This is a genomic window from Labrys okinawensis (genome assembly GCF_002982075.1).
GTDB lineage: Bacteria > Pseudomonadota > Alphaproteobacteria > Rhizobiales > Labraceae > Labrys > Labrys okinawensis_A.
In genome coordinates this window covers 528,830-552,493 of record NZ_PUEJ01000002.1, presented here as the reverse complement: position 1 = coordinate 552,493, position 23,664 = coordinate 528,830, and the positions used below count along the sequence as shown (strand labels likewise).

22 protein-coding genes are annotated in these 23,664 nt (G+C 65.4%); 4 read left to right on the top strand and 18 right to left on the bottom strand.

The genetic code is table 11. The features are described from left to right. The first annotated feature begins 235 nt into the window (after positions 1 to 235). The gene (yddG, locus tag C5L14_RS06125) at positions 236 to 1,126 is read left to right on the top strand and encodes an aromatic amino acid exporter YddG (RefSeq protein WP_105861138.1); all 891 of its coding nucleotides are present in this window, start codon (positions 236 to 238) and stop codon (positions 1,124 to 1,126) included. Positions 1,127 to 1,233: 107 nt separating this feature from the next. On the opposite strand, the gene C5L14_RS06120 is transcribed toward yddG, so the two are convergent. From C5L14_RS06120 to C5L14_RS06090, 7 genes are all read right to left on the bottom strand, one after another. After that, positions 1,234 to 1,644, bottom strand: a complete 411-nt coding sequence (locus C5L14_RS06120) for an acyl-CoA thioesterase (RefSeq protein ID WP_181161046.1) — start codon at positions 1,642 to 1,644, stop codon at positions 1,234 to 1,236. 176 nt (positions 1,645 to 1,820) lie between these two features. Then, a complete protein-coding gene (locus tag C5L14_RS06115) occupies positions 1,821 to 2,318 on the bottom strand; it encodes an RNA pyrophosphohydrolase (protein ID WP_105861137.1) in 498 nt (165 codons plus the stop codon). Then, positions 2,318 to 2,821: an RNA pyrophosphohydrolase gene (locus C5L14_RS06110; RefSeq protein WP_105861136.1), complete on the bottom strand. Its 504-nt coding sequence runs from the start codon at positions 2,819 to 2,821 to the stop codon at positions 2,318 to 2,320. The genes C5L14_RS06115 and C5L14_RS06110 overlap by 1 nt, the downstream gene beginning before the upstream one ends. Before the next feature lie 20 nt (positions 2,822 to 2,841). Continuing rightward, positions 2,842 to 3,435, bottom strand: coding sequence for a DsbE family thiol:disulfide interchange protein (locus C5L14_RS06105; protein WP_105861135.1), 594 nt, complete (start codon positions 3,433 to 3,435; stop codon positions 2,842 to 2,844). Then, a complete protein-coding gene (gene ccmD, locus C5L14_RS06100) occupies positions 3,432 to 3,635 on the bottom strand; it encodes a heme exporter protein CcmD (RefSeq protein WP_245443271.1) in 204 nt (67 codons plus the stop codon). Before ccmD ends, C5L14_RS06105 begins: the two co-directional genes overlap by 4 nt. A gap of 1 nt (position 3,636) precedes the next feature. After that, positions 3,637 to 4,395 carry a heme ABC transporter permease gene (locus tag C5L14_RS06095; protein ID WP_105861134.1) on the bottom strand — a complete coding sequence of 253 codons (759 nt, stop codon included), beginning with the start codon at positions 4,393 to 4,395 and terminating at the stop codon, positions 3,637 to 3,639. A 126-nt stretch (positions 4,396 to 4,521) separates the two neighbouring features. After that, complete coding sequence (locus C5L14_RS06090) at positions 4,522 to 5,295, bottom strand: SDR family oxidoreductase (RefSeq protein ID WP_105861133.1); 774 nt, start codon at positions 5,293 to 5,295, stop codon at positions 4,522 to 4,524. A 123-nt stretch (positions 5,296 to 5,418) separates the two neighbouring features. On the opposite strand from C5L14_RS06090, the gene C5L14_RS06085 reads away from it, so the two are divergent. After that, positions 5,419 to 6,324 (top strand): LysR family transcriptional regulator, encoded by a 906-nt coding sequence (locus C5L14_RS06085; protein WP_105861132.1) that lies wholly within the window; start codon positions 5,419 to 5,421, stop codon positions 6,322 to 6,324. Between the two features lie 42 nt (positions 6,325 to 6,366). On the opposite strand, the gene ccmB is transcribed toward C5L14_RS06085, so the two are convergent. The 3 genes from ccmB to C5L14_RS06070 form a co-directional block, all read right to left on the bottom strand. Beyond that, positions 6,367 to 7,035: a heme exporter protein CcmB gene (gene ccmB, locus C5L14_RS06080; RefSeq protein ID WP_105861131.1), complete on the bottom strand. Its 669-nt coding sequence runs from the start codon at positions 7,033 to 7,035 to the stop codon at positions 6,367 to 6,369. A 97-nt stretch (positions 7,036 to 7,132) separates the two neighbouring features. Then, on the bottom strand, positions 7,133 to 7,735 hold the full coding sequence (gene ccmA / locus C5L14_RS06075; RefSeq protein ID WP_105861344.1) for a heme ABC exporter ATP-binding protein CcmA: 603 nt from the start codon (positions 7,733 to 7,735) through the stop codon (positions 7,133 to 7,135). A 14-nt stretch (positions 7,736 to 7,749) separates the two neighbouring features. Further along, positions 7,750 to 8,718, bottom strand: coding sequence for a KpsF/GutQ family sugar-phosphate isomerase (locus tag C5L14_RS06070; RefSeq protein WP_105861130.1), 969 nt, complete (start codon positions 8,716 to 8,718; stop codon positions 7,750 to 7,752). Between the two features lie 301 nt (positions 8,719 to 9,019). Between C5L14_RS06070 and C5L14_RS06065 the strand changes: the two genes are divergently transcribed. Both C5L14_RS06065 and C5L14_RS06060 read left to right on the top strand, forming a co-directional pair. After that, complete coding sequence (locus C5L14_RS06065; protein WP_181161045.1) at positions 9,020 to 10,210, top strand: lytic murein transglycosylase; 1,191 nt, start codon at positions 9,020 to 9,022, stop codon at positions 10,208 to 10,210. Between the two features lie 128 nt (positions 10,211 to 10,338). Continuing rightward, positions 10,339 to 11,478 (top strand): SGNH/GDSL hydrolase family protein, encoded by a 1,140-nt coding sequence (locus tag C5L14_RS06060; RefSeq protein WP_105861128.1) that lies wholly within the window; start codon positions 10,339 to 10,341, stop codon positions 11,476 to 11,478. Positions 11,479 to 11,495: 17 nt separating this feature from the next. On the opposite strand, the gene C5L14_RS06055 is transcribed toward C5L14_RS06060, so the two are convergent. From C5L14_RS06055 to C5L14_RS06020, 8 genes are all read right to left on the bottom strand, one after another. After that, the gene (locus C5L14_RS06055) at positions 11,496 to 12,128 is read right to left on the bottom strand and encodes a LysE family translocator (protein ID WP_105861127.1); all 633 of its coding nucleotides are present in this window, start codon (positions 12,126 to 12,128) and stop codon (positions 11,496 to 11,498) included. A gap of 298 nt (positions 12,129 to 12,426) precedes the next feature. Next, the gene (locus C5L14_RS06050; protein WP_105861126.1) at positions 12,427 to 13,851 is read right to left on the bottom strand and encodes a glutamate synthase subunit beta; all 1,425 of its coding nucleotides are present in this window, start codon (positions 13,849 to 13,851) and stop codon (positions 12,427 to 12,429) included. A 220-nt stretch (positions 13,852 to 14,071) separates the two neighbouring features. Next, positions 14,072 to 18,832: a glutamate synthase large subunit gene (gene gltB, locus C5L14_RS06045; protein WP_105861125.1), complete on the bottom strand. Its 4,761-nt coding sequence runs from the start codon at positions 18,830 to 18,832 to the stop codon at positions 14,072 to 14,074. A 479-nt stretch (positions 18,833 to 19,311) separates the two neighbouring features. Next, a complete protein-coding gene (locus C5L14_RS06040) occupies positions 19,312 to 19,698 on the bottom strand; it encodes a type II toxin-antitoxin system VapC family toxin (RefSeq protein ID WP_105861124.1) in 387 nt (128 codons plus the stop codon). Beyond that, on the bottom strand, positions 19,695 to 19,943 hold the full coding sequence (locus C5L14_RS06035; protein WP_105861123.1) for a type II toxin-antitoxin system VapB family antitoxin: 249 nt from the start codon (positions 19,941 to 19,943) through the stop codon (positions 19,695 to 19,697). Before C5L14_RS06035 ends, C5L14_RS06040 begins: the two co-directional genes overlap by 4 nt. Before the next feature lie 82 nt (positions 19,944 to 20,025). Continuing rightward, positions 20,026 to 21,027 (bottom strand): ABC transporter permease, encoded by a 1,002-nt coding sequence (locus tag C5L14_RS06030; RefSeq protein ID WP_105861122.1) that lies wholly within the window; start codon positions 21,025 to 21,027, stop codon positions 20,026 to 20,028. After that, positions 21,027 to 22,034 carry an ABC transporter permease gene (locus C5L14_RS06025; RefSeq protein WP_105861121.1) on the bottom strand — a complete coding sequence of 336 codons (1,008 nt, stop codon included), beginning with the start codon at positions 22,032 to 22,034 and terminating at the stop codon, positions 21,027 to 21,029. Before C5L14_RS06025 ends, C5L14_RS06030 begins: the two co-directional genes overlap by 1 nt. Then, entirely contained in the window at positions 22,031 to 23,527 is a 1,497-nt protein-coding gene (locus C5L14_RS06020) for a sugar ABC transporter ATP-binding protein (RefSeq protein ID WP_105861120.1), read from the bottom strand. The genes C5L14_RS06025 and C5L14_RS06020 overlap by 4 nt, the downstream gene beginning before the upstream one ends. Positions 23,528 to 23,664: the final 137 nt, after the last annotated feature.

The window sequence follows — 23,664 nt, the reverse complement described above, 5'->3', positions numbered from 1 at the left end:
AAGCCCGGCTATGACAAATTCGGAGCGGTTCCTGCTTAAGTGAACCGCATTAGCCGACGTAGGGGCGCTTTTTCTTTACCGCTCCCTGCGGATGGTCGCGTCACTACGGCCATCCCTGGCGGGCCCGGAAAAAGCGGCCGGGCGAACATGGCAGGGTCCGTGACCCAGACCAAAAATCCCGGATGGCGCCCATGCCGATTTTGCGGCATAGCAGGCGCAACCGAAAGAACCGTCCATGCCTGCCAAATTGCTCGCCACCCTGATCGGCCTGATCGCCATCCTGCTCTGGTCCGTCCTGGCGCTGACCACAGCGCTCACTTATCGCATCCCATCCTTCGAACTGCTCGGGCTGACCTTTGCGGTGGCGACGCTGATGGGCGCGACCTCCTGGCTGTTCCGGCCCGGGGCCACCGCAGCGCTGCGCCAGCCCTGGCCGGTCTGGGCGCTCGGCGTCGGCGGCCTGTTCGGCTATCACGCCGTCTATTTCGAGGCGCTCAAGCGGGCGCCGCCGGCGGAAGCCAGCCTGATCGCCTATCTCTGGCCGCTCCTGATCGTGCTGTTCTCCGCCATGCTGCCCGGCGAGAGGCTGCGCTGGTATCACGTCGCGGGCGCCCTGCTCGGCTTTGCCGGCGTGCTCGCGCTCGCCCTCGCCAAGGGCGTGTCGGGCTTTGAGATGGCCAATGCGCCCGGCTACGCCCTGGCGCTTGCCTGCGCCTTCATCTGGTCGGGCTATTCGGTGCTGTCGCGCCGCTTCAAAGCGGTGCCGACGGATGCGGTGGTCGGGTTTTGCGGGGTGACCTGCGTCCTGGCCCTGATCTGTCATGGCCTGTTCGAAACCACGGTGTGGCCCGATGCCAAGGAATGGCTCGCCATCGTCGGCCTTGGCCTGGGACCGGTGGGCCTGGCGTTCTATGCGTGGGATCGCGGGGTCAAGCATGGCGACATCCGCCTGCTCGGCGTCGCCTCCTATGCCACCCCGGTGCTTTCGACACTGATCCTGGTCGCCGTCGGCATCGCTTCGCCGAGCCTGGCTCTGGCGCTCGCCGTGCTGCTCATCGTCGGCGGTGCGCTCATCGCCTCGCGCGATCAGCTTTTTCCCCCACGCAAACCGGCGGTGGAGGCCTGAGGTTCTCTAGAGCAAAGCGCGTTTAGACGGAAACGCTGTTTTGCTCTCGCTCTTTGGTTCGACGCGTCTTTGCGATTCGAGATGACTCCGTCTAATCGCAAAACGCTCTAGCTCGCCGGCCGTCCGAGGAAACGCTCGATGATGGCACTCGAAAGCCGCTTGGGCCGCTTGGTGGCCACATCCAGGCAACACCAGCTCGACTTCACTTCTGCCAGCACTTCCTCGCCGCGCTTGATGATGATGCCGTAGAAGGCCTTCGCGCCATGCACCTTCTCCAGAATGACGGTGGCGATCACGTCGTCATCGAGGAAGGCCGGCTTGCGATAGGTAATCTCGTGGCGTAGCGCCACCCAGGCATGCTTCTTCAGCGCCTCGGCGGGCGCCAGGCGTTCCCAGTGACTGATAATCGCCGCCTGCACCCATTTCAGGTAGCTGGCATTGTTGACATGGCCCATGAAGTCGATATCCGAGCGATCGATACCGACGGTATAATCATAGGGCATGACGTTCCGAAACATCGCTTCCGCGCCTCCGCGCCAAAATCGGCATATGGGGACGCCACTTCCGAAATGCAGCCCCCCAATTCAGCCCAGCCATTGAAGCAGTACAGCTTGGCACAAGCATGGCATGACGCCAATCCATCCATTGGATCTACGCTGAACAGGGTGGCCGCGCGAAAGTTCCGCCTGCGCGGTCAGGTCCCAAACCTGGCAAAGGCCTGCGCCATCAGCCGATAAACCGAGCGCTTGTGCGGCGTCACCAGGTCCGGCAACCGGGCCAGCCTTTCCCAGCGCCAGCCGAAGAATTCCTGCGGCTCGCCGGTCGGCAAATTCACGACATCGATCTCGCCGTCATCGCCCTCGAAGCGCAAGGCGGCCCAGCGCTGCTTCTGGCCGCGAAAGGGCGACAATTTGTGCGGCGGCCCGTCATAGGGCGGAAAGTCGTAGGGCCACCACTCCTCCGTCACCGCCAGCACGGAGACGCTGCGGACATTGGTCTCCTCCCAGAGCTCGCGCTTGGCCGCCGCGACGATGTCCTCGCCCTCGTCGATGCCGCCTTGCGGGCATTGCCATTCGAAGCCCGGCACGATCAGCTCCGGTCCGGAGGTTTCGGCCCGGCCCACCAGCACCAGCCCGTCCGCATTGAACAGGGCGACGCCGACATTGGGGCGATAGGGTTTGATCTCGGCCATTACGCCACCAGATGGCGGAAGGCCGCCACCACTTCGGCATAGACGCCGCGCTTGAACGGGACGATCAGGCCCGGCAACGCGGCAAGGTCCTCCCAGCGCCAGTCCCCGAACTCGGCCTTGTGCTTGCCGCCGGCCGGCCGCAGCACGTCGATCTCGCTGTCCGGACCGGTGAAGCGGAAGGCGAACCATTTCTGGGTCTGGCCACGATATCGCGCCGTCCAACCACCGCCGACCGCCTCGGGCGGCAGGTCGTAGGAGTACCAGTCCGGCGCTTCGGCTAGGAAGGTGATCGAGCGAACATTGGTCTCTTCATAGAGTTCGCGGATCGCGGCCTCGCGCGGATCCTCGCCCTCGTCGATGCCGCCCTGCGGCATCTGCCATTCGAAGCTGCCCGGTTCGCCGCCCGTACGCGGCTTGCGCCGCCCGACGAAGACCCTGCCTTGCGCATTGAACAACGCCGCGCCGGCGCAGGGGCGGTAGGGAAGCTTGGAACGGTCGGTCATTGCGGGCCCAAATATCGAGATCAGGATTTGGAGGCAGCCTCGATCGCCGGCAGCAGCCTGGTCTTCAGGCTGTCCTCGCTCAGGGGGCCGACGATCTTGTCGACGATCTCACCCCTGCCATTGACCACGAAGGTCTCCGGCACGCCATAGACACCCCAGTCGATGGCGGAACGGCCGTTGACGTCGACGCCCACGGCCGCATAGGGATTGCCGAAGGTGCCGAGATAGCGGCGGGCGTTGTCGGGGTCGTCCTTGTAGTTGATTGCGACCAGGCGTCCCTTGCCGAGGCCGGCGAGCTTCATCAGCACCGGATGCTCGTCCCGGCAGGGGCCGCACCAGGAGGCAAAGATGTTGACCACGCTGACGCCGCCCGATTTGAGATCCCCGGTGGCCAGACCCGGAAGCGGCTTGCCGTCCCGCACGAGTTCGGCGAGCGGCGGCAGGCTCATCTGCGGCGCCGGCTTGCCGATCAGGGTGGAGGGCAGCGCCGAGGGGTCGCCGCCGGCGCGGAGTTGGTAGAAGAACAAGCCGGCAAGCGCCGCGAAGACGATCAAGGGCAGGAACACCAGCGCTCGGCGGCGCGGTGCCGGCGGCAAGACAGGGCTGTCGGTCATGGTGTCTGCCCGTCTCGATTGGTATTCCGGCGCGAACGGCGGCGCAGGCCCTGCGCTTCCAGCTCGGCCAGGGTCTTGAGCTGGGCCTTGTGATCCAGCACCACCCAGGCGACCAGCGTCGCGATCACCGCCGCCGCCAGGCCATAGGCCCAGACGATGAAGGCCCAATGCGGCCCGAGATCCATGCCGAACACCACCATCTCAAGCCTCCGCCGGCAGCGAGGCGGTCATGGCCGGCGTGACGCCGGCCGCCGCCATCAGGCGCATGGTGCGGATGCGCCGGCGCAGGATCTCGTTGCGCATCGCCATCACATGCAGCGTGACGAACAGCAGGGTGAAGGCCAGCGCCATGTCGAGCAGCGGCCACAGCATCATCCACGAATAGATGGTGGAGCCGCCGATGCGGAACACCGAGGCGCCCTGATGCAGGGTGTTCCACCAATCGACCGAAAACTTGATGATGGGAATGTTGACGGCCCCGACCAGCACCAGCACGGCCGAGATCCGCGCGGCCTTGCCGGGATCCTCGATGGCGTGCCACAGCGCGGCAAGTGCCAGATACATCAGGAACAGCACCAGCACCGAGGTCAGGCGCGCATCCCAGACCCACCAGGTGCCCCACATCGGCTGGCCCCAGAGCGAGCCGGTGACCAGGCACAGCAGGGTGAAGGCCGCCCCGATCGGCATCGCCGCCTTCATCGCCACCTCGGCCAGGGGATGGCGCCAGACCAGCACGCCCAGCGCCGACAGCGACATCGCGCCCCAGCCGGCCATGGCGAGCCAGGCGCAGGGCACGTGGATATACATGATCTTCACGGTAGCGCCCTGCTGGTAGTCGTCCGGCGCGACGGCAGCACCGTAGAGACCGGCGGCGAACAGCAGCACCGTCGCTCCCGCCAGCCAGGGCAGGAGGCGGCCGGCAAGGCCCATGAACAGGGTGGGATTGGCGTATTTCCACATGCCTCTGTTTTACCTGCGCGCGCGCGGCGAAACAATGACGAAGGGAACACAAATATCCGAGAGCCGCGCGCGAAGGATTTCCCCATGGAGCGAGGAAATCCCTCCGGGCGCCGGGAAAACTCATGCCTATTTGGTGGTGTAGCCGCCGTTCACCAGAATGGTCTGCCCGGTCATCCACCAGCCGTCGGAGACCAGGAAGCGGATATAGGGCACGATGTCCTCGATGTCGGTGAGGCCGGTCTTGGAAAATTTCGACAGGGCCGCCGCGCTCTTGTGATAGGCGACGGCATCGGCGCCCTCGGCCGGGTAGAAGAACGGCGTATCCATTGGGCCGGGGCCGATGGCGGTCACCGAAATGCCGCGCTCGCCGAACTCCTTGGAGGCTGCGCGGGTGAAATGCTCCACCGGCGCCTTGGTGCCGGCATAGGCGGCATAGAAGGGCGTGTAGGCGCCGAGCAGCGAGGTGACGAGCGTGCAGATCTTGCCATTGTCATTGACGTTTCTGCCGGCCTCCTTGAGGAAGAAGAAGGCAGATTTCGAGTTGACCGCGCTCATCTCGTCATATTCGGCCTCGGTGATCTCGACGAAAGGCTTCTTGAGCACCTTGCCGACGGTGTTGATGGCGATATCGGGCCGGCCGACGGCCGCGACCGTATCGGCGAACAGCTTCTCGACAGCGCCGGCAGAGGTCAGGTCGCCCTGAAAGGCGACGCCCTTGGCACCGGCCGCAGTGATGGCGGCAACGGTTTCGTCGGCTGCAGCCTTGGTGGCGGCGCTGTTGTAGTGGATGGCGACCGCCTTGGCGCCCTGCGCCGCCAGATCACGGGCCAGGAGCCCACCCAGATTCTTGGCGCCTCCCGCAATCAGCGCCACTTTTCCCTTGATGCTGTGATCGGCCATGCTGGGCCTCCCTATTGATGAGTGAGCCTTTACCGAAAGTCAGCTTATCGTCTTAGATTTCGATATAAAGCTGCCCATTCGAACATGACATGTTAGAATCTTTTACAAATCTGGTATTAGTCCGTGGACCGCATCGATCTCTTCCGTATCTTCGTCCGCGTCGTCGACAGTTCGAGCTTCACGCGTGCCGCCAACATGCTGGGAATGCCGCGGCCCTCGGTTTCTGCAGCCATCAAAGAACTTGAAACGCGCATGGGCGCGCGCCTGCTGCACCGGACCACCCGCAAGGTCGCCCCCACCCAGGATGGCCTCGCCCTCTATGAGCGCTGCCTGCGCCTGCTCAGTGATTTCGAGGAGACCGAGAGCCTGTTCCGCCAGGCCGCGGCGGGGCCGGCCGGGCGCCTGCGGGTCGATCTGCCCGGACGTATCGGCCGGCTGATCGTGGCACCGGCCCTGGCCGAATTTCTCGACCTCTATCCCGAGATCGACGTCGATCTCGGCGTGACGGACCGGACCGCCGACCTGGTCGAGGACAGCCTCGACTGCGTCCTGCGCGTCGGCCCGCTCAGCGATTCGGGGCTGATCGCCCGCGCCATCGGCGAGCTGCCCCTGATCAACGTGGCAAGCCCCGCCTATCTCGCGCGTTACGGCGTGCCTCGCAGTCCCCAGGAGCTCGACGGGCATCTGGCCGTCAACTACGCCTCCCCCAGCACGGGCCGGGTCGAGCCGTGGGAATGGGTGGGCCAGGCCGGGGTTCAGACGCGTCCGGTGCGCAGCCGGGTGGTCGTCAACGGCGCGGAGGCCTATATCGCCTGCTGCCTGGCAGGTTTCGGCCTGATCCAGATCCCGGCCTATGACGTAAAGAGCCATATTGCGGCGGGCGAGCTCGTCGAAGTCATGCCGGATTATCGCGCCGCCCCCATGCCGATGACGCTGCTCTTCCCGCATCGCCGGCATTTCTCGCGCCGGGTGCAGCTCTTCGCGGACTGGCTCGAAACCCTGCTCAAGCGCGAGGTGCTGATACGGTAGGACTCCCTCACCGTCCCCTGTAGGGGGAGGGTGAAGATCACCTCACTCCAGTCCGAAGCGCAGGGCCCAGGCCGCCGCCACCGTGCCGAGCACGATGGAAAACAGCGTCATGGCGCAGAGTAGCAGGAAGGGCGGCAGGAAGGGCATCGGGCCGGTGATCGCGGCTGTTGCAGCAGCCACGCCGAAGATCAGCACGGGGATGGTGAGCGGCAGGATCAGGATGGAGATCAGCATGCCGCCGCGCCGGAGCGCCACGGTCAGCGCCGCGCCGATGGCGCCGAGGAAAGTCAGCGCTGGCGTGCCCGCCAGCAGCGTCAGCGTCACGGCCCCAAGCCCCTTGCCGGGCAGGTTGACGAACAGACCGAGCAGCGGCGTGGCGATCACAAGCGGCAGGCCGGTGGTCACCCAATGCGCCAGCGCCTTCACCGCCACCGCCAGCTCCAGGGGCGTGCCGCCAAGGTGGATGAGGTCGAGCGAGCCGTCGTCCAGATCGGCCTGGAACAGGCGGTCGAGGCCGAGCAGCGTCGCCAGAAGGGCGCCGAGCCAGAGTACGGCCGGGCCGATGCGCGCGAGCAGATTGAGGTCCGGGCCGACGCCGAAGGGAATCACCGTCACCACCGCCAGGAAGAAGATGACGCCGACCGGCGCGCCACCGCCCGCCCGGATGGCCAGCCGCAGCTCGCGCATGAACAGGGCTGCGAGCGCGCTCATGAGCACCGCACCAGATTTCGGAATCGAGTCCGATGCTTCAAGTTTTTGTTGTCGGATCGCTTCCTCCGAAAACCGGAGCCCCCTTTTCGGACGATGCTCATGGCGCACCGATGGTGAGGGCCAGGCTCGGTGCCAGGCCGAGGTCGCCATGGGTGGCGGCCAGGATCAGCCCGCCGCCGGCGAGATGCTCGCCCATCAGTTCGGCAAGACGGGCCTGGGTGGCGGTATCGAGCGCCGATGTCGGCTCGTCCAGCAGCCAGACCGGGCGCCGGGACACCAGCAGCCGGCATAGGCTGAGCCGTCGCTTCTGGCCGGCCGACAGATAGGCCGCCGGCAGGTCGATGAGGTGCTCGATGGCGAAGAGATCGAGCGCATCCTCGATCGACCGGTCGGCATCGCCGTAATAGGCACGCCAGAAGCTCAGATTCTCGCGCACGCTGAGGGAGGGTTTCAAGGCATCGGCGTGGCCGCAATAATGCATGTGCTCGGCAGGCCTCTTTTCGGCGTCGCCGCCATCCAGGCGGATCGCCCCTTCCCGGCGCGGCACCAGACCGGCGATCACCCTGAGCAGGCTGGATTTGCCGGCGCCGTTACGGCCCGTCACCGCCACGAGGTCACCGGCACCGGCGGAAAAGCCGACGGCTTCGAACACGAGCCGTCCGCCCCGCTCGCAGGCGAGGTTCTCGACCGTCAGGCACAGGGGCGGGGCATTGCTCACACGACGCCGATATTCAACAGGTCGAGCATGTGGACGACCCCCATGGGCCGACCGCCTTCCACGGCGAACAGCACGGCGATACGCCTCGTGTCCATCACCTCCATGGCTTCGCTGACCAGGGCGTCGGGACGGATGACCTTGGGCGTGCGCGTCATGATGTCGTCGACCCGCCGCGTCATCAGGTCGTCGCTCATATGGCGCCTCAGATCGCCGTCCGTGGCGATGCCGATCAGCATGCCCGACGCATCGAGGACACCGACGCTGCCGACGCCCTTCCTCGACATCACCAGAATGGCTTCCGACATCAGCGTGCCCTCGGTGACCAGCGGCACCGCATCGCCGGTGCGCATGACGTCCCGCACGAATTTGAGCGAGGCGCCGAGCTTGCCGCCGGGATGGAAGACACGAAAATCGGCGGCGGTGAAACCACGCGATTCGAGCATGGCCATGGCCAGGGCATCGCCCAGCGCCAGGATCATCATGGACGAGGTGGTCGGCGCCTGGCCGTTGGGACAGGCTTCCTTGGCCTGGGGCAGGACCAGGGGCAGGTCCGCCGCCTTGGCCAGGGTGGAGTTCGCCACCGAGGTCACTGCGACCAGGGGCACGTTGAAGCGGGTGGCATAGTCGATGATATCGCCGAGTTCGCGCGTCTCCCCCGACCAGGACAGGGCGATGACGGCGTCGTCGGCGGTGATCATGCCGAGATCGCCATGGCTGGCCTCGCTCGGATGCACGAAGAAGGCCGGCGTGCCGGTCGAGGCGAAGGTCGCGGCGATCTTCTTGCCGATATGGCCCGACTTGCCCATGCCGGTGACGATGACGCGGCCCTTGAGGCGGGAAAAGCGTTCGATGCAGGCGCTGAACACGGGGCCGAGATCGCCTTCGATCGCCTCTGCCAGCGCTTCGAGACCGGCCCTTTCAGTCGCGATGGTGCGCAGGGCCGATTGCTGCGCCGCCTTCACCATGGCATCACCTTGCTTCAAACCTGCCTCGTCATGATTTGTCTCGCGGCGGTGTTTATCACAGAATCGGTAAAGAGAATCAGGATTCGGGAACGCGCCCATGCCAGCCAAGCCTTCAAGCCTCGTTGCAAGCATGGCGCGATACTTTACCTTCCCTCCGATGAGGAGGGGCAGCCCGAAGGGCGGGGGCGGAGCGGCTTTCCTGGCAAGGGAAAGAAAGCTCCATGTGGCACCTCTACAAAGCGGAGCGTCAATTCACCCGAGGCTTCGCCTCGCCCCTCCCCATCGGGGTGAGGGTACGAGGTTGGCACGCCTCGCCTGTCTCGGAGGCCTTCTCGCCTCTCTCGCCCTGGCCTCCCCGGCCCACGCCGACAGCTATCTGAACTTCGTCACCGCGCTATGGCCGCGGGCCGAGAAGGCCGGCATTTCCCGCGAGACCTTCGATGCCGCCTTTGCCGGTCTCGGCGTCGACCCCAAGGTCGTTTCGCTGGCGGGCACCCAGCCCGAATTCAACCAGACCATCCGCGCCTATGTCGAGAGCCGCCTGAGCGCCGACCGCATCGCCCAGGGCAAGGCGATGGCGCAGCGCTGGAAATCATGGCTCGACAAGGCCGAGGAACGCTACGGTGTTGATCGCTATGTCATTCTCGCCATCTGGTCGCTGGAGAGCAATTACGGCGCCTCGCCGGGCAATTCCGACACCATCCGCTCGCTCACCACGCTGGCCTGCTGCACGGCCAAGCGCCCCGAGCTCTTCCGCGACGAATTGATCGACGCACTCAGGATCCTGCAGGAGCACGACATCACGCCGCGCGGCATGACCGGTTCCTGGGCAGGCGCCTTGGGCCAGGTGCAGTTCATGCCCTCCAGCTTCCTGAAATATGCGGTCGACATGGATGGCGACGGCAAGCGCGACATCTGGAACGAGGAACCCGACGTGATCGGCTCGATCGCCAACTACCTCAAGCTGCACGACTGGGATGCCGGCAAGCGCTGGGGCTATGAGGTGAAGCTGCCGGCCAGGTTCGATTTCACCGCCATCAATGCCCATGACGGCGGCCCCGTCGCCGCCTGGGCCAAGCTCGGCGTCGCCAGGGTCGACGGCAAGCCGCTGCCGGAGGACGGCAAGGCCTGGCTGTTCCTGCCGGCCGGAGCCAAGGGACCGGCCTTTCTGACCTTCCAGAACTATTGGGCGATCAAGACCTACAACATCTCCGATTCCTACACGCTGTCGGTCGGCCTGCTCGCCGACCGCATCCGCGGCATCGCCTCGCTGCAAGGCCGCTGGCCGGCCCAGGAGACCACGCTCAATCGCGCGCAGATCACGGCGATGCAGAAAAAGCTGAAGGCGCTCGGCTATCCCATCGAGACGATCGACGGCAAGATCGGGCCGGCGGCGAGGGCGGCCTTGCGCACCTGGCAGGCCAAGGCGGGGCTGGTGGCAGACGGCTATCCAACCCCGGCCGTGTTGCAGAAATTGAGCGCCACGCCCTGATGCGTGTTAGGGTGGGCACCCGTGCGGGGGGGCTGGTCGCCGGACCAGCCTGATGTCGCGGCGCCCTCCGGGTGGGCGACAAGAGGCGGCTCTGAAGACCCGCCCCCACGCGAAACCGGAGACCGGCCTTGAAGCAGCGCCTCCTCCTGATCGCTCTGTTCGTGCTGGCGGCCATCGTGCTGTCGCAGCGCCACGTCATGGCCCGCGACGGCGGAGACACGCCCGGCGAAGCCCTGCGCCAATATCAGGAAATGCAGAACAGGGTGCGCCAGCAGAATGCTCGGCCGGCCCCAGCCCGCCGCACCAAGGTCCGCGCCTCGCCCTTTGCCATGCCCAAGCCGGCCAAGGTCGCGCCGGCACCGGCCGTGCCGCCTTCCTCCTTCGTGCATGTCATCGGCGATTCCATGGCGGACCAGCTCGCCGCCGGGCTGACGGATGTCCTGGATGACCGGCCCGATATCGCCATCGTCCGCAATGCCAAGGCCGATAGCGGCCTGGTGCGCAACGATTTCTACGACTGGAACAAGGGCGTCGCCGACCTCCTCGCCGCCAACGCCCAGATCGATGCCGTGGTGATCCTGATCGGTTCCAACGACCGCCAGACCATCCGGGAGAACGGCACCCGTCTCGACCCGGAATCGGACGAATGGGAGGCCGCCTATCGCAAACGCATCGATGCGCTGATCGCGCCCCTGAAAGCCCGCGGCGTCAAGATCTTCTGGGTTGGCCTACCGCCGATGCGCAGCGACGCGCTGAGCGCCGCCATGGTGCGCTTCAACAGCCTCTATCGCAGCCAAGTCACCGCAGCGGGCGGCATCTATGTCGACATCTGGGACGGCTTCGTCAATTCGGACGGATCCTATGCCGCCAGCGGCACCGGGCTGGATGGCCAGCCGGCGCGCCTGCGTAAGGCCGACGGCGTGCATTTCTCCGATGAAGGCGCCAAGCTGGCAGCGCATTTCCTCGAGAGCGACCTGAGACGCCTGCTCGGCGAGGCGCCGCCGGCACCGATGGTCGCGACCGCACCGGTCGCCGAACCCACATCCGAAACTTCCGGTGATTCACCGGCCGAAAAACCTGAATATGGCCCGGTCCTGCCGCTCGACGCCTATGAAACCGCGCCCGGCGGCCAGTTGCTCGGCGGCGGCACTCCCAAACCGGGCGGCGCCGACCCCAGCGTCGCCAAGGTGCTGGGACAGGGTGAAAGCCTGCCTCCGCGCGAAGGCCGCGCCGACGACTTCCGCTGGCCCGCCCAGGCCATGCCCTGAAGAGAGCGCATTGCCCCTCACCGCCGCGCGGTGTCGAGCGCCATGCGAGCCGCGAGGCCCATCAGCACCGTGCCCATCAGCCAGCGTTGCACCGACGTCCACAGCGGCCGGCCAGCGAGAAAGGCCGAAATCGTGCCCGCCATCATGACGAAGCAGGCATTGAAGAAGGCGCTGACCAGGATCTGGATGGCGCCGAGCTGCAGGGTCTGGCCGAGCACGAATCCGGAATGATCGACGAATTGCGGCAGCAGCGAAAGATAGAGGGCCGCGACCTTGGGATTGAGCAGGCTGGTGAACAGGCCCATGCCGTAGAGCCGCCGTACCGAATCCGGCTTGAGCGCACGAACCTCGAAGGGTGAACGGCCGCCCGGCTTCAGCGCCTGCCAGGCCATCCAGGCAAGATAGGCCGCGCCGGCAATGCGCAGGGCGTCATAGGCGTAGGGCACAGCGAACAGCAGGGCCGTGATGCCGAATGCGGCCAGCAGCATGTAGATCACGAAGCCGGTGACGACACCCACAAGCGAAATCAGCCCGGCGATACGCCCCTGGCAGATCGAGCGCGAGACGAGATAGGCCATGTTGGGGCCGGGCGTCAGCACCATGCCGACGGCGATGGCGGTGAAGGCGAGAATGGTGGTGAGGGAGAGCATGGCGGGAACCTCGGACTTTCCCTTTCTACGTGCCTTGCTCCCGCCCCTACAAGCATCCGCCGGCACTCATCATCACTTTGAATGAAGACGTCAAAATAGGTGATGGGAGAGCAGGGCGCGTGTTTGCACGGCGCCTGAACTTTGTCGAATTATGCAGGGTTGTGCTGCCCCTCACCGTACCTCTCCCGGGAAAAACGGGGACATCGAGGACGGATTTGACGATGTTCTGTCGCGGATCGATCTGCGACAGAACATGGCTTCGAACACCTTGATAGCAGTGGTCGTCGGCCTCTCCAGCTCAGCGCGGCAGCGTCGTCGCGCCCATCAGCGCCTCGTCGATGGCACGCGCAGCCTGGCGGCCCTCGCGGATGGCCCAGACCACCAGCGACTGGCCGCGGCGCATGTCGCCGGCGGCATAGACCTTGTCCATCGAGGTGCGATAATCCCGGTCGGTAGCCGCGACATTGCCACGCTTGTCGAGCTCGACGCCCGACTGGTCGATCATGCCCGCCTTGACCGGGCCGGTGAAGCCGAGGGCGATGAACACCGCATCGGCCCTGAGCACGGTCTCCGTGCCCTCGATCGGCCGGCGCTTTTCATCGGCGCGGGCGATCTTCACGCCGGTGACCCGGCCGTTCTTGCCGACGATACCGAGCGTGACCGCCTGGAACTCGCGCTCGGCGCCTTCGGCCTGCGAGGAGGAGGTGCGCATCTTGGTCGGCCAGTAGGGCCAGATCGCCAGCTTGTCCTCCTTCTCGGGCGGACGCGGCCGGATGTCGAGCTGCGTCACCGAGATGGCGCCCTGGCGGAAGGAGGTACCGACGCAGTCCGAGGCTGTGTCGCCGCCGCCGATCACCACGACATGCTTGCCGGTGGTCAGGAGCGGTTCTTCCCTGGAAATGTCCTCGCCGCCGACGCGGCGATTGCTCTGCACCAGATAGGGCATGGCGAAATGCACGCCCTCGAGCTCGGCGCCCGGTAAGGCCGGATCGCGCGGGGTCTCGGCGCCGCCTGCCATCAGCACGGCGTCATGGCCGGATTTGAGATCGGCGAAGCTCATGGTCACGCCGATATTGACGCCATAGTGGAAGGTGACGCCCTCGGCCTCCATCTGGCGCACGCGCCGATCGATGTGGTGCTTTTCCATCTTGAAGTCGGGAATGCCGTAGCGCAACAGGCCGCCGGCGGCGGGCTCGCGTTCATAGACATGCACGTCATGGCCGGCCCGGGCGAGCTGCTGCGCGGCCGCCAGGCCGGCAGGGCCGGAGCCGACGACGGCAACCTTCTTGCCGGTCTTCACCTTGGCGATCTCGGGCTGGATCCAGCCCATGGCCCAGGCCTTGTCGGCGATCGACTGCTCGATGGTCTTGATGGTGACCGGCATGTCCTCGAGGTTGAGCGTGCAGGCCTCCTCACAAGGCGCCGGGCAGATGCGGCCGGTGAATTCGGGGAAGTTGTTGGTGGTGTGCAGGTTGCGCGCCGCCTCCTCCCAGTCGTCGTGATAGACGAGGTCGTTCCAGTCCGGGATCTGGTTGTTCACCGGGCAGCCCGTCGGGCCGTGGCAATAGGGCACGCCGCAATCCATGCAGCGCGCCGCCTGCTTGCCGACATCCTTGTCGTCGAGCGGAAGGGTGAATTCGCGGTAGTGGCGGATGCGGTCGGCGGCCGGAAGATACTTCTGGTCCTGCCGATCGATCTCGAGAAATCCTGTTGCCTTGCCCATATCAGTTCCCAAAATGTTTTTATCGAGCCCTGCCGAGAACGTCGCGCTGCCCCTCACCTTACCTCTCCCCGCAAGAGCGGGGCGAGGGGACTTCAGCGTGGCGTCTCATTCCGCCCGTTCATCGTCTCGCACGACGCTTGCCAACCCCTCGCCCCGCTCTTGCGGAGAGAGGGTAAGGGTGAGGGGCGGCGCAAACCTTAGTGTGCGCCCCGCCCCTTTCTCACTCCGCCGCCATCATGGTGCGGGCTTTTTCCATCTCGCGCAGGGCGCGGCGATATTCGACCGGCATCACCTTGACGAAGCGGGTGCGATAGGTGGCCCAATCGTCCAGCATGGTCTTGGCAAGCGTCGAGCCCGTGTAATGCAGGTGGTTCTCGATCATCTTGCGCAGGCGTTCCTCGTCGTAGCGGCCCATGTCGCCGGATACGTCGATGCGGCCCTTGAACTCGAGGTCGCCGCCATGATGGTGCAGGCGCTCCATCAAATCCTCTTCCTCTTCCACCGGCTCGAGGTCGACCATGGAGAGGTTGCAGCGTTTGGCGAAGCTCTGGTCCTCGTCATAGACATAGGCGACGCCGCCGGACATGCCGGCCGCGAAGTTACGGCCCGTCTGGCCGAGCACGACCACCACGCCGCCGGTCATGTATTCGCAGCCATGGTCGCCGGTGCCTTCCACCACCGCTGCAGCGCCCGAATTGCGCACCGCGAAACGCTCGCCCGCCACGCCACGAAAATAGCACTCGCCCGCGATGGCGCCGTAGAGCACGGTATTGCCGACGATGATCGACTTCTCCGGCACGGCCTGCGTCTCTTCGCTCGGCTTGATGATGATGCGGCCGCCGGACAGGCCTTTGCCGACATAATCGTTGGCCTGGCCCACCAGTGTCAAGTCGATGCCGGCCGCCAGGAAGGAACCGAAGCTCTGGCCGGCCGTGCCGGTCAGGTTCACCTTGATGGTGCCGTCGGGCAGGCCTTCATAGCCGTAGCGCGAGGCGACCTCGCCCGAGAGCATGGCGCCGGCCGTGCGGTCGACATTGGTGATCTTGCCCTCGATGGTGACCTCGCGGCCGTAATCGAGCGCCGGCGCCGCCTCGGCGATGAAGCTGCGGTCGAGCACGCTGTCGATCGGGTGCTTCTGCTTCTCCTCGTGGCGGATGCCGACATTGGCCGGCACGTCCACCTTGTGGAAGAGCTTGGTGAAGTCGAGCCCCTTGGCCTTCCAGTGGTCGATCGCGTCCTGCTTGTCGAGCAGGTCGGAGCGGCCGATCAGATCGTCGAGCTTGCGGAAGCCGAGCTCGGCCATCAATTCGCGCACTTCCTCGGCCACGAAGAAGAAATAGTTGATGATGTGCTCGGGCGTGCCCTTGAAGCGCTTGCGCAGCACGGGATCCTGCGTCGCCACGCCCACCGGGCAGGTGTTGAGGTGGCATTTGCGCATCATGATGCAGCCGGCCGCGATCAGCGGTGCGGTGGAGAAGCCGAATTCGTCGGCCCCGAGCAGCGCGCCGATGACGACGTCGCGGCCCGTGCGCAGACCGCCATCGACCTGCAGCCTGACGCGCGAGCGCAGGCGGTTGAGCACCAGCGTCTGCTGGGTCTCGGCCAGGCCCGTCTCCCAGGGGCTGCCGGCATGCTTGATCGAGGTCAGCGGCGAAGCGCCGGTGCCGCCTTCGAAGCCGGAGATGGTGATGTGGTCGGCGCGCGCCTTGGCGACGCCAGCGGCAACGGTGCCGACGCCGACTTCCGAGACCAGCTTGACCGAGACATCCGCCGCCGGATTGACGTTCTTCAGATCGAAGATCAGCTGCGCCAGGTCCTCGATCGAATAGATGTCGTGATGCGGCGGCGGTGAGATCAGGCCGACGCCGGGGGTCGAGTGGCGCACCTTGGCGATGACGGCATCGACCTTGTGGCCCGGCAGCTGCCCGCCTTCGCCGGGCTTGGCACCCTGCGCGACCTTGATCTGCATCATGTCGGCATTGACCAGATATTCGGCGGTGACGCCGAAGCGGCCGGAGGCGACCTGCTTGATGGCCGAGCGCTTGGAGCGCCCGTCCGGCAGGGTCTTGAAGCGCTCGGCCTCCTCGCCGCCCTCGCCGGTGTTGGACTTTCCGCCGATGGCGTTCATGGCGATGGCGAGCGACTCATGGGCCTCGCGGGAGATCGAGCCGAAGGACATCGCGCCGGTGGCGAAGCGCTTCACCAGTTCGCTGGCGGGTTCGACCTCCGCCAGCGGCACCGGGGCCATGCCGCGTTCGCTTGCCGTCTTGATGCGGAACAGGCCGCGGATGGTCTGAAGCTGACCGTTCTGCTGATTCACGGCAGTGGCGAAATCGCGGTACCGGTCCTGGGCATTGGCGCGCACGGCATGCTGCAGCGTGGCCACGCTGTCCGGCGTCCAGACATGGTCCTCGCCGCGGATGCGGTAGGCATATTCACCGCCGACATCGAGCGCATTGCGATAGATCGGCGCGTCCGAGAAGGCATCCCTGTGGCGCGCCACGGCCTCGGCGGCGACCTCATCGAGGCCGACCCCCTCGATCATCGTGGCGGTGCCGAAGAAGAATTCGTCGACGAAGGCCGAGCTGAGGCCGATCGCGTCGAAGATCTGCGCGCCGCAATAGGACTGGTAGGTCGAGATGCCCATCTTGGACATCACCTTCAGGATGCCCTTGCCGATCGACTTGATGTAGCGCTTGACCACCTCGTACTCGTCGACTTCCTCGGGGAATTCGAGCTGGGCGTGCAGCGTGGCCAGCGTCTCGAAGGCGAGATAGGGGTTGATCGCCTCGGCGCCATAGCCGGCGAGGCAGCAGAAATGGTGGATCTCGCGGGCTTCGCCGGTCTCCACCACCAGGCCAGCCGCGGTGCGCAGCCCCTTGCGGATGAGATGATGATGCACCGCCGCCGTCGCCAGCAGGGCCGGGATCGGAATGCGGTCCGGGCCGGTCTGGCGGTCCGACAGGATGATGATGTTGTAGCCGCCATGCACCGCCGCCTCGGCGCGCTCGCAGAGCCGCTCGAGCGAACCGCGCATGCCCTCGGCGCCCTGGATGGCCGGATAGGTCATGTCGAGCGTCTTGGTGTCGAAACGCTCCTCGACATGGCCGATGCAGCGGATCTTCTCCAGATCCTCGTTGGTGAGGATGGGCTGGCGCACTTCCAGGCGCTTCTTGCGGGACGTGCCTTCGAGGTCGAGGATGTTCGGACGCGGGCCGATGAAGGACACCAGGCTCATCACCAGTTCCTCGCGGATCGGATCGATCGGCGGGTTGGTGACCTGGGCGAAGTTCTGCTTGAAATAGGTGTAGAGCAGCTTGGACTTGTCGGAGAGCGCCGAGATCGGCGTATCCGTGCCCATCGAGCCCACGGCCTCCTGGCCGGTGGTCGCCATCGGCGGCAGCAGGAGCTTGATGTCTTCCTGGGTGTAGCCGAAGACCTGCTGGCGATCGAGCAGCGACACGTCGGTGCGCGAGGCGCGCGCCTCGACCGGGCGCAGGTCCTCCAGCACGATCTGGGTGCGCTTGAGCCAGTCGCGATAGGGATTGGCGGTGGCGAGCGAGGTCTTCATCTCGTCGTCGGAGACGATGCGGCCTTCCTCCAGGTCGATCAGCAGCATCTTGCCGGGCTGCAGGCGCCACTTCTCGACGATGTCGGCCTCGGGGATCGGCAGCACGCCGAATTCGGAGGCGAGCACGACGAGCCCGTCCTTGGTGACGAGATAGCGGGCGGGCCTGAGGCCGTTGCGGTCGAGCGTGGCCCCGATCTGGCGGCCATCGGTGAAGACCACGGCAGCCGGCCCATCCCAGGGCTCCATCAGCGCGGCGTGATATTCGTAGAAGGCGCGCCGGTCCTCGGACATCAGCGGATTGCCTGCCCAGGCCTCGGGGATCAGCATCATCATGGCATGGGCGAGCGAATAGCCGCCCTGCACCAGGAATTCGAGCGCGTTGTCGAAGCAGGCCGTGTCGGACTGGCCCTCATAGGAGATCGGCCACAGCTTGGAGATGTCGTTGCCGAACAGCTCGGAGTCGACCGAGGCCTGGCGCGCCGCCATCCAGTTCACATTGCCGCGCAGCGTGTTGATTTCGCCATTATGCGCGACCATGCGATAGGGGTGGGCCAGCGTCCAGCTCGGGAAGGTGTTGGTCGAGAAGCGCTGATGCACCAGGGCGATGGCGCTCTGGAAGCGCTCGTCGGTGAGGTCCTTGAAATAGTCGCCGAGCTGGGTGGCGAGCAGCATGCCCTTGTAGGTGATGGTGCGGCTCGAGACGGAGACGGGATAGAAACCCGCCGTCACCGGCCGGCGCTCGACATCGTTGTAGATGACGTTGGAGATCACCTTGCGGATGATGAAGAGACGGCGCTCGAACTCGTCCTGGTCGGGCGTGGCGGGCGAGCGGCCGATGAAGGCCTGCATGTGGATCGGCTCGGTCGGCAGCACGCTTTCGCCCAGGCCCGAATTGTCCACGGGCACGGCGCGCCAGCCAAGGAACACCTCGCCTTCCTCGGCCACGACTTTCTCCACCACGCGCATGGCATGCACGCGGCCTTCCTCGTTGCGCGGCAGGAAGAAGAAGCCGACGGCGTAATCGCCGGGCGCCGGCAGTTCGAAGCCGAGATTGGCGCATTCGGCGGCGAAGAAATCGTGCGGGATCTGCACCAGCATGCCGCAGCCGTCACCCGCCTTCGGATCGGCGCCGACAGCGCCGCGATGGTCGAGATTGTGCAGGATCTGCAGCGCCTGGCTGATGATCTTGTGGCTCTTGCGGTTCTTCATGTCGGCGATGAAGCCGACGCCGCAGGCATCCTTCTCATTGGCCGGATCATAGAGGCCCTGGGCCTGCGGCAGGTCGGGGTCGCGCAGGACGGGCGCACGCGTCGCTTTGGGATCTTTCGTCACGGTGGCATTCGTTTTCGTCGCAGCGTCTATCGCCGCTGCCGAAACCGTCTGCTGTCCGTGTTGGAAGATCGCGCTCATCGCCTGTTTCCTCTTCGCCTCAATCACCTGTTTGCCGTCAACCCACACACCCGCCCGCTCATCGCCTGCCCATGCAAGGGTCGGGCCGCGACTATGCCGCCGGATTGTGAAAGCTGTCACTCAATTGTGCACCGCTTCGCGCTGAAACGCGAATGTGGCGTTCTTGCCATACGGCCAAGCCGGGCCTGTGGGCCATCTTCGGCTGGTCCGCGGGCTGCCGCGGGAGGCGGCAGCATCCATAATGGGACAGCATGGCTGTCCTAATATGGATGGCTGACATGGCATAATTCCAAGCTGGGGACAAGCATATAAAAGCGTCAGCGCGACTTTTTCTTGCGCGCAACCCCAGCGCGGCAGCAAGAAACGAAATGTGATCACATCGAAGCAAGACAGAGAGTTCTGAAAAAACGCCATTATGGCGAGATCTTGTCAAGCGATGCGAAACTGTTTCGTGCGGGGCAGGACATCAAACCGCCCCGTCAGGCGATGCCGATATCCGTCTGGCTGAAATCATCGCCCTTGAACAGGAGCGGCTCGCCCATGGCCTTGGCCAAGGCGTAGGAAAAGCAGTCCCCGAAATTCAGGCCGGCCTTGTGACGACCCCTGCCGAAGTCGAGAAAGGCCTGGCGGGCCAGTTCCCCTTGGTCGATCGTAACCGGTTCGACGACGATGCCGGCGCGACGAAAAAAAGCCTCCGCCTGCCGCATTCCTTCGGAGCCGAGCTGGTTTTCGATGATCATCGACAATTCGACGTAACTCGCCACGCTAATGCGGCAGATATCTGCGTCGTGAATGAGCCGGACATAGGCCGCCGCTTCCGGTTCGCGATAGAGAATGGCGACGACGGCCGAGGTGTCGAGGATCATTTCGGCAGGCCTTTTTCGTCGTAGAGCAGGTCGGCATGATCGGCATAGGGTTGCCGCACATGCAGGGCGGCCCGATCGGCGATGGCCAGCAACTCGGCGACGCTTGCCTTGGCCTTGCGCTGTTCGATCCTGGCAAGGCTGTCGCGCAGGGCCTCGATGACCACGCGCGTCATGTTCTCGCCCGTGGCACGGGAAATGGCCTGCGCCAGCCGATAGGCCTCGGGGTCCTTGATGTTGAGGCTCATCACAACCCCCGTTCTAGAAAGATTCCTAAATTTCTACCTTTCTACCTCACCTGTCAACCGACACGGCTTCGAAAGCCCGGCGCTAGACCCGCAGCCCGAGGATTCGCCGCACGATGATGGGCAGGGCGATCGCCGCCACCAGCAGGACGCCGAGAATGACGGCGATGACGATGCCGGGAACATTGATCAGCGTCAGGCCGAAGGTGGTGAGGCCGAGCACGAAGACGGCGATCACCACGCCCGGCATGGTGCCCGAGCCGCCGGCGATCGAGATGCCGCCGAGCACCACCATGGTCACCACTTCGAGCTCCCAGCCCAGCGCGATATTGGGCCGGGTCGAGCCGATGCGGGCGGTGAGCAAAGCCGAGGCCAGCCCGGCGAGCAGGCCCGTCAGCACGAAGATGAGGAAGCGGATGCGATTGACCGGGATGCCCGAGAAGCGTGCCGCCACCGGATTGTTGCCGATGGCATAGAGCATGCGCCCCCACACGGTGTAATGCACCACGACGGTGAACAGCACGGCCAGGGCCAGGAAGAGGATGAAGGCGAGATAGAGCGGCGGTTCCTGGATGATGTAGAGCTGGGCGAGATTGGTGTATTCCTCCGGATAGGTGGTGATCGCCTGGTCCCCCAGCACGACCTGGGCAATGCCGCGATAAAGCGACATCGTGCCGATGGTGACCACGATCGAAGGCAGGCCGAAGCCGGTGACCAGCCAGCCGTTGAAAGCGCCGCAGATGATGCCGACGCCAAGGCCGATGGCGATCAGCACGCCCGGCCCGTAGCCAGCCTGCGCCCCATAGCCGATGGCGAGCGAAGCCAGCGCCACGATGGCGGCCACGGACAGGTCGATCTCCCGGGTCAGGATCAGGAGCGCCATGCCGAGGGCGATGATCGCCTTCTCCGAGAAGTTCTGGGTCATGTCGGAGAGATTGTAGAGATCGAGGAAATAGGGCGAGCCCAGCGCGTTGACCACGATCACCGCCGCCAGCAGCAGGCAGAGAATGGTCTCCCAGCGCAGCAGGCGATCCGCCAGTGCGCGGGGTGCGCGGTCGAGCACCTGATAGCGGGCAGTGTCCGTCATCACCGGGCCCCTTCTCTGGCGGCGGCGCGCCGGCGCGCCTCGGGCAGGATCAGCTTGCCGCCCTTGCGCTCGGCCCGGGCATTGACCACCACGGCTGCCAGGATCACTGCGCCGGAGATCGCCATCTGCCAGAAAGGCGAGACATTGATCACCGGCAGGGCGTTGACCACCACGCCCAGGAACAGCGCCCCGAGCAAGGCGCCGCTGACCGAGCCGATGCCGCCGCCGATCGAGACGCCGCCGATCACGCAGGCCGCGATCACGCTGAGCTCATAGCCGAGCGCGATTTCCGTATAGGCAATGCCGAAACGCGCCACCCATAGATAGCCGCACAGCCCGGACACCGCGCCCGAGAGCGTGAAGACCAGCAATTGCTGGCGGGCGAGATCGATGCCGCAATAGCGCGCCGCCACCGGGTTGCCGCCCACCGCGTAGAGCCCGCGGCCGATGGTGGTGCGCCCGAGGAAGAGAGCCATCGCCACCGCCACCGCGATGGCAAACCAGACCAGGCTCGACAGCCCGAGAAAGGTGGCATGCGGAAAGTTCAGGAAGGCCGGGGTCATCTTGTCGGAGCTGATCCACTTGCCGCCCGAGACGATGAAGACGAGGCCGCGATAGATGGCGAGCGTGCCGAGCGTCACCACGATGGAGGGAATGCCGACCAAGGCGATGAACACGCCGTTGAGGAAACCGAAGAAGGTGCCGACGGCGATGGCGACGAGGATGACCAGGCCGATCGGCAGATCGGGCGCTGCAATCGAAAAGAGCGCGGCGACCATGCCGCTGAGCGCGAGATTGGCCGCCACCGACAGATCGATGCCGCGAATGAGGATCACCGTCATCTGCGCCAAGGCCAGCATGGCGAGGATGGCGGTATCCTTGAGCACGCCCATCAGGCTGTCGGCGCTCAGGAAGACCGGCGCCCTCATGCCGATGGCGAGGACCATGCCGGCCACGATGAGAGCAAGGATGATCTCGCGGGCATAGCGGCGCCACAAGGTTTTCATGCATGCCCTCCCGTGGCTGCCGTGACGATGGCGGCGGCGTCCATTTCGGCGCGCGCGAATTCCTTCACGATGCGCCCCTCATGCATCACCAGGATGCGGTCGGACATGCCCATCACTTCCGGCAGCTCGGAGGAGATCAGCACCACGGCAAGGCCCTCGGCGGCCAGATCCACCATGAAATCGTGCACGGCGGCCTTGGAGCCGACGTCGATACCCTTGGTCGGCTCGTCCAGGATGATGACCTTGGGATTGGTGGCGAGCCATTTGGCGATCACCACCTTCTGCTGGTTGCCGCCGGAGAGTTCCTGCAGTTTCTGGTCCCAGGAGGCGGCCTTCACCGCCAGCCTTGTACCGAGCCGGCGCGTATCGGCGATCTCCGAGCGCAGGCTGAGGAAGCCGAGGCGGGCATGGCGCATCAGGCTCGCCAATGTGGTGTTCTCGCGCACGCCGAAGGGCAGCACCGCGCCCTGGATCTGACGGTCCTCCGGCACATAGGCGATGCCGGCGGCGATGGCATCGGCGGGGCTTCTGATCGCAAGCGCCTTGCCGCGCACGAGGATCTCGCCCTTGTCGAGCCGGGAAAGCCCGAACACCGCCTGCATCGCTTCGGACCGGCCGGCGCCGACCAGCCCGTAAAGGCCGAGGATCTCGCCCTGACGCAGCGTGAAGGAGATCTCGGCGAACTCGCTGTCATTGGCGAGGTCCCTCACCTCGAGCGCCACCTCGCCGATCGGCACCTCGCGTTTGGGAAAGACCTGGTCGATCGAACGGCCGACCATCAGGCGGACGAGTTGCGCCGGGGTCGCCTCGCTGATCGCGCCATCGCCGACATATTCGCCGTCGCGCAGGCAGAGCCAGCGGTCGGCGACGCGGAAGATCTCCTCGAATTTGTGGCTGATGAACAGGATAGCCCGTCCCTCGGCCTTGAGCTGGTCGATGATGCGGAAGAGATCGTCGATCTCGCGGGCCGAGAGCGCCGCCGTCGGCTCGTCCATGATGACGATGCGCGCCTCATGGGATAGCGCGCGGGCGATCTCGACCAGATGTTTCTGGGCCACGCTCAGGGCCTTCAGCGGCTCGCCCGGATCGATGTCGGCATCGAGCCGCTTCAGCAGGTCGCGCGTGCGGGCATGCACGCTGCTCCAGTCCACCAGCCCGCCGGCCCCCTTCGGCATATGGCCCATGAAGACGTTCTCGGCGACCGAGAGCTCGTCGAACATGATGGTTTCCTGGTGGATGGCGGTGATGCCGGCCGCCCAGGCGTCACGCGGGCTCGAAAAATGCACCGCCTGCCCGCCCACCCGTAGTTCGCCCTCGTCCGGCGTGTAGATGCCGGTGAGGATCTTCACGATGGTGGACTTGCCGGCACCGTTCTCCCCGAGCAGCGCCGTGACCTCCCCGGGATGGAGGGCGAGCTTGACGTCATGCAGCGCCCTCACGCCGGGAAAACGCTTGGAGACGCCGGAAAGGGAAAGCAGGGGAGTGGAGGTCATGAAACAGTCCGGCAAGGAAACGCTGCCATCCCGAATGAGGCGCGACAGGCCTTCTCCCCTTGCGGGAGAAGGTGGCATTGCGAACGCAATGACGGATGAGGGGTGTCAGAGCGGACTCTGCAAGATTGCATCTCTCC

What these genes read in the sequence shown, in the direction of transcription:
- C5L14_RS06050 (WP_105861126.1), bottom strand. Translation starts at nt 13,851, where the DNA reads ATGGGCAAGGCAACAGGATTTCTCGAGATCGATCGGCAGGACCAGAAG.
- C5L14_RS06030 (WP_105861122.1), bottom strand. Translation starts at nt 21,027, where the DNA reads ATGACGGACACTGCCCGCTATCAGGTGCTCGACCGCGCACCCCGCGCA.
- C5L14_RS06035 (WP_105861123.1), bottom strand. Translation starts at nt 19,943, where the DNA reads ATGAGCCTCAACATCAAGGACCCCGAGGCCTATCGGCTGGCGCAGGCC.
- C5L14_RS06025 (WP_105861121.1), bottom strand. Translation starts at nt 22,034, where the DNA reads ATGAAAACCTTGTGGCGCCGCTATGCCCGCGAGATCATCCTTGCTCTC.
- C5L14_RS06115 (WP_105861137.1), bottom strand. Translation starts at nt 2,318, where the DNA reads ATGGCCGAGATCAAACCCTATCGCCCCAATGTCGGCGTCGCCCTGTTC.
- ccmD (WP_245443271.1), bottom strand. Translation starts at nt 3,635, where the DNA reads ATGGTGGTGTTCGGCATGGATCTCGGGCCGCATTGGGCCTTCATCGTC.
- C5L14_RS06090 (WP_105861133.1), bottom strand. Translation starts at nt 5,295, where the DNA reads ATGGCCGATCACAGCATCAAGGGAAAAGTGGCGCTGATTGCGGGAGGC.
- C5L14_RS06040 (WP_105861124.1), bottom strand. Translation starts at nt 19,698, where the DNA reads ATGATCCTCGACACCTCGGCCGTCGTCGCCATTCTCTATCGCGAACCG.
- C5L14_RS06055 (WP_105861127.1), bottom strand. Translation starts at nt 12,128, where the DNA reads ATGCTCTCCCTCACCACCATTCTCGCCTTCACCGCCATCGCCGTCGGC.
- C5L14_RS06105 (WP_105861135.1), bottom strand. Translation starts at nt 3,435, where the DNA reads ATGACCGACAGCCCTGTCTTGCCGCCGGCACCGCGCCGCCGAGCGCTG.
- C5L14_RS06095 (WP_105861134.1), bottom strand. Translation starts at nt 4,395, where the DNA reads ATGTGGAAATACGCCAATCCCACCCTGTTCATGGGCCTTGCCGGCCGC.
- gltB (WP_105861125.1), bottom strand. Translation starts at nt 18,832, where the DNA reads ATGAGCGCGATCTTCCAACACGGACAGCAGACGGTTTCGGCAGCGGCG.
- C5L14_RS06020 (WP_105861120.1), bottom strand. Translation starts at nt 23,527, where the DNA reads ATGACCTCCACTCCCCTGCTTTCCCTTTCCGGCGTCTCCAAGCGTTTT.
- yddG (WP_105861138.1), top strand. Translation starts at nt 236, where the DNA reads ATGCCTGCCAAATTGCTCGCCACCCTGATCGGCCTGATCGCCATCCTG.
- C5L14_RS06120 (WP_181161046.1), bottom strand. Translation starts at nt 1,644, where the DNA reads ATGTTTCGGAACGTCATGCCCTATGATTATACCGTCGGTATCGATCGC.
- C5L14_RS06110 (WP_105861136.1), bottom strand. Translation starts at nt 2,821, where the DNA reads ATGACCGACCGTTCCAAGCTTCCCTACCGCCCCTGCGCCGGCGCGGCG.
- ccmB (WP_105861131.1), bottom strand. Translation starts at nt 7,035, where the DNA reads ATGAGCGCGCTCGCAGCCCTGTTCATGCGCGAGCTGCGGCTGGCCATC.
- C5L14_RS06070 (WP_105861130.1), bottom strand. Translation starts at nt 8,718, where the DNA reads ATGGTGAAGGCGGCGCAGCAATCGGCCCTGCGCACCATCGCGACTGAA.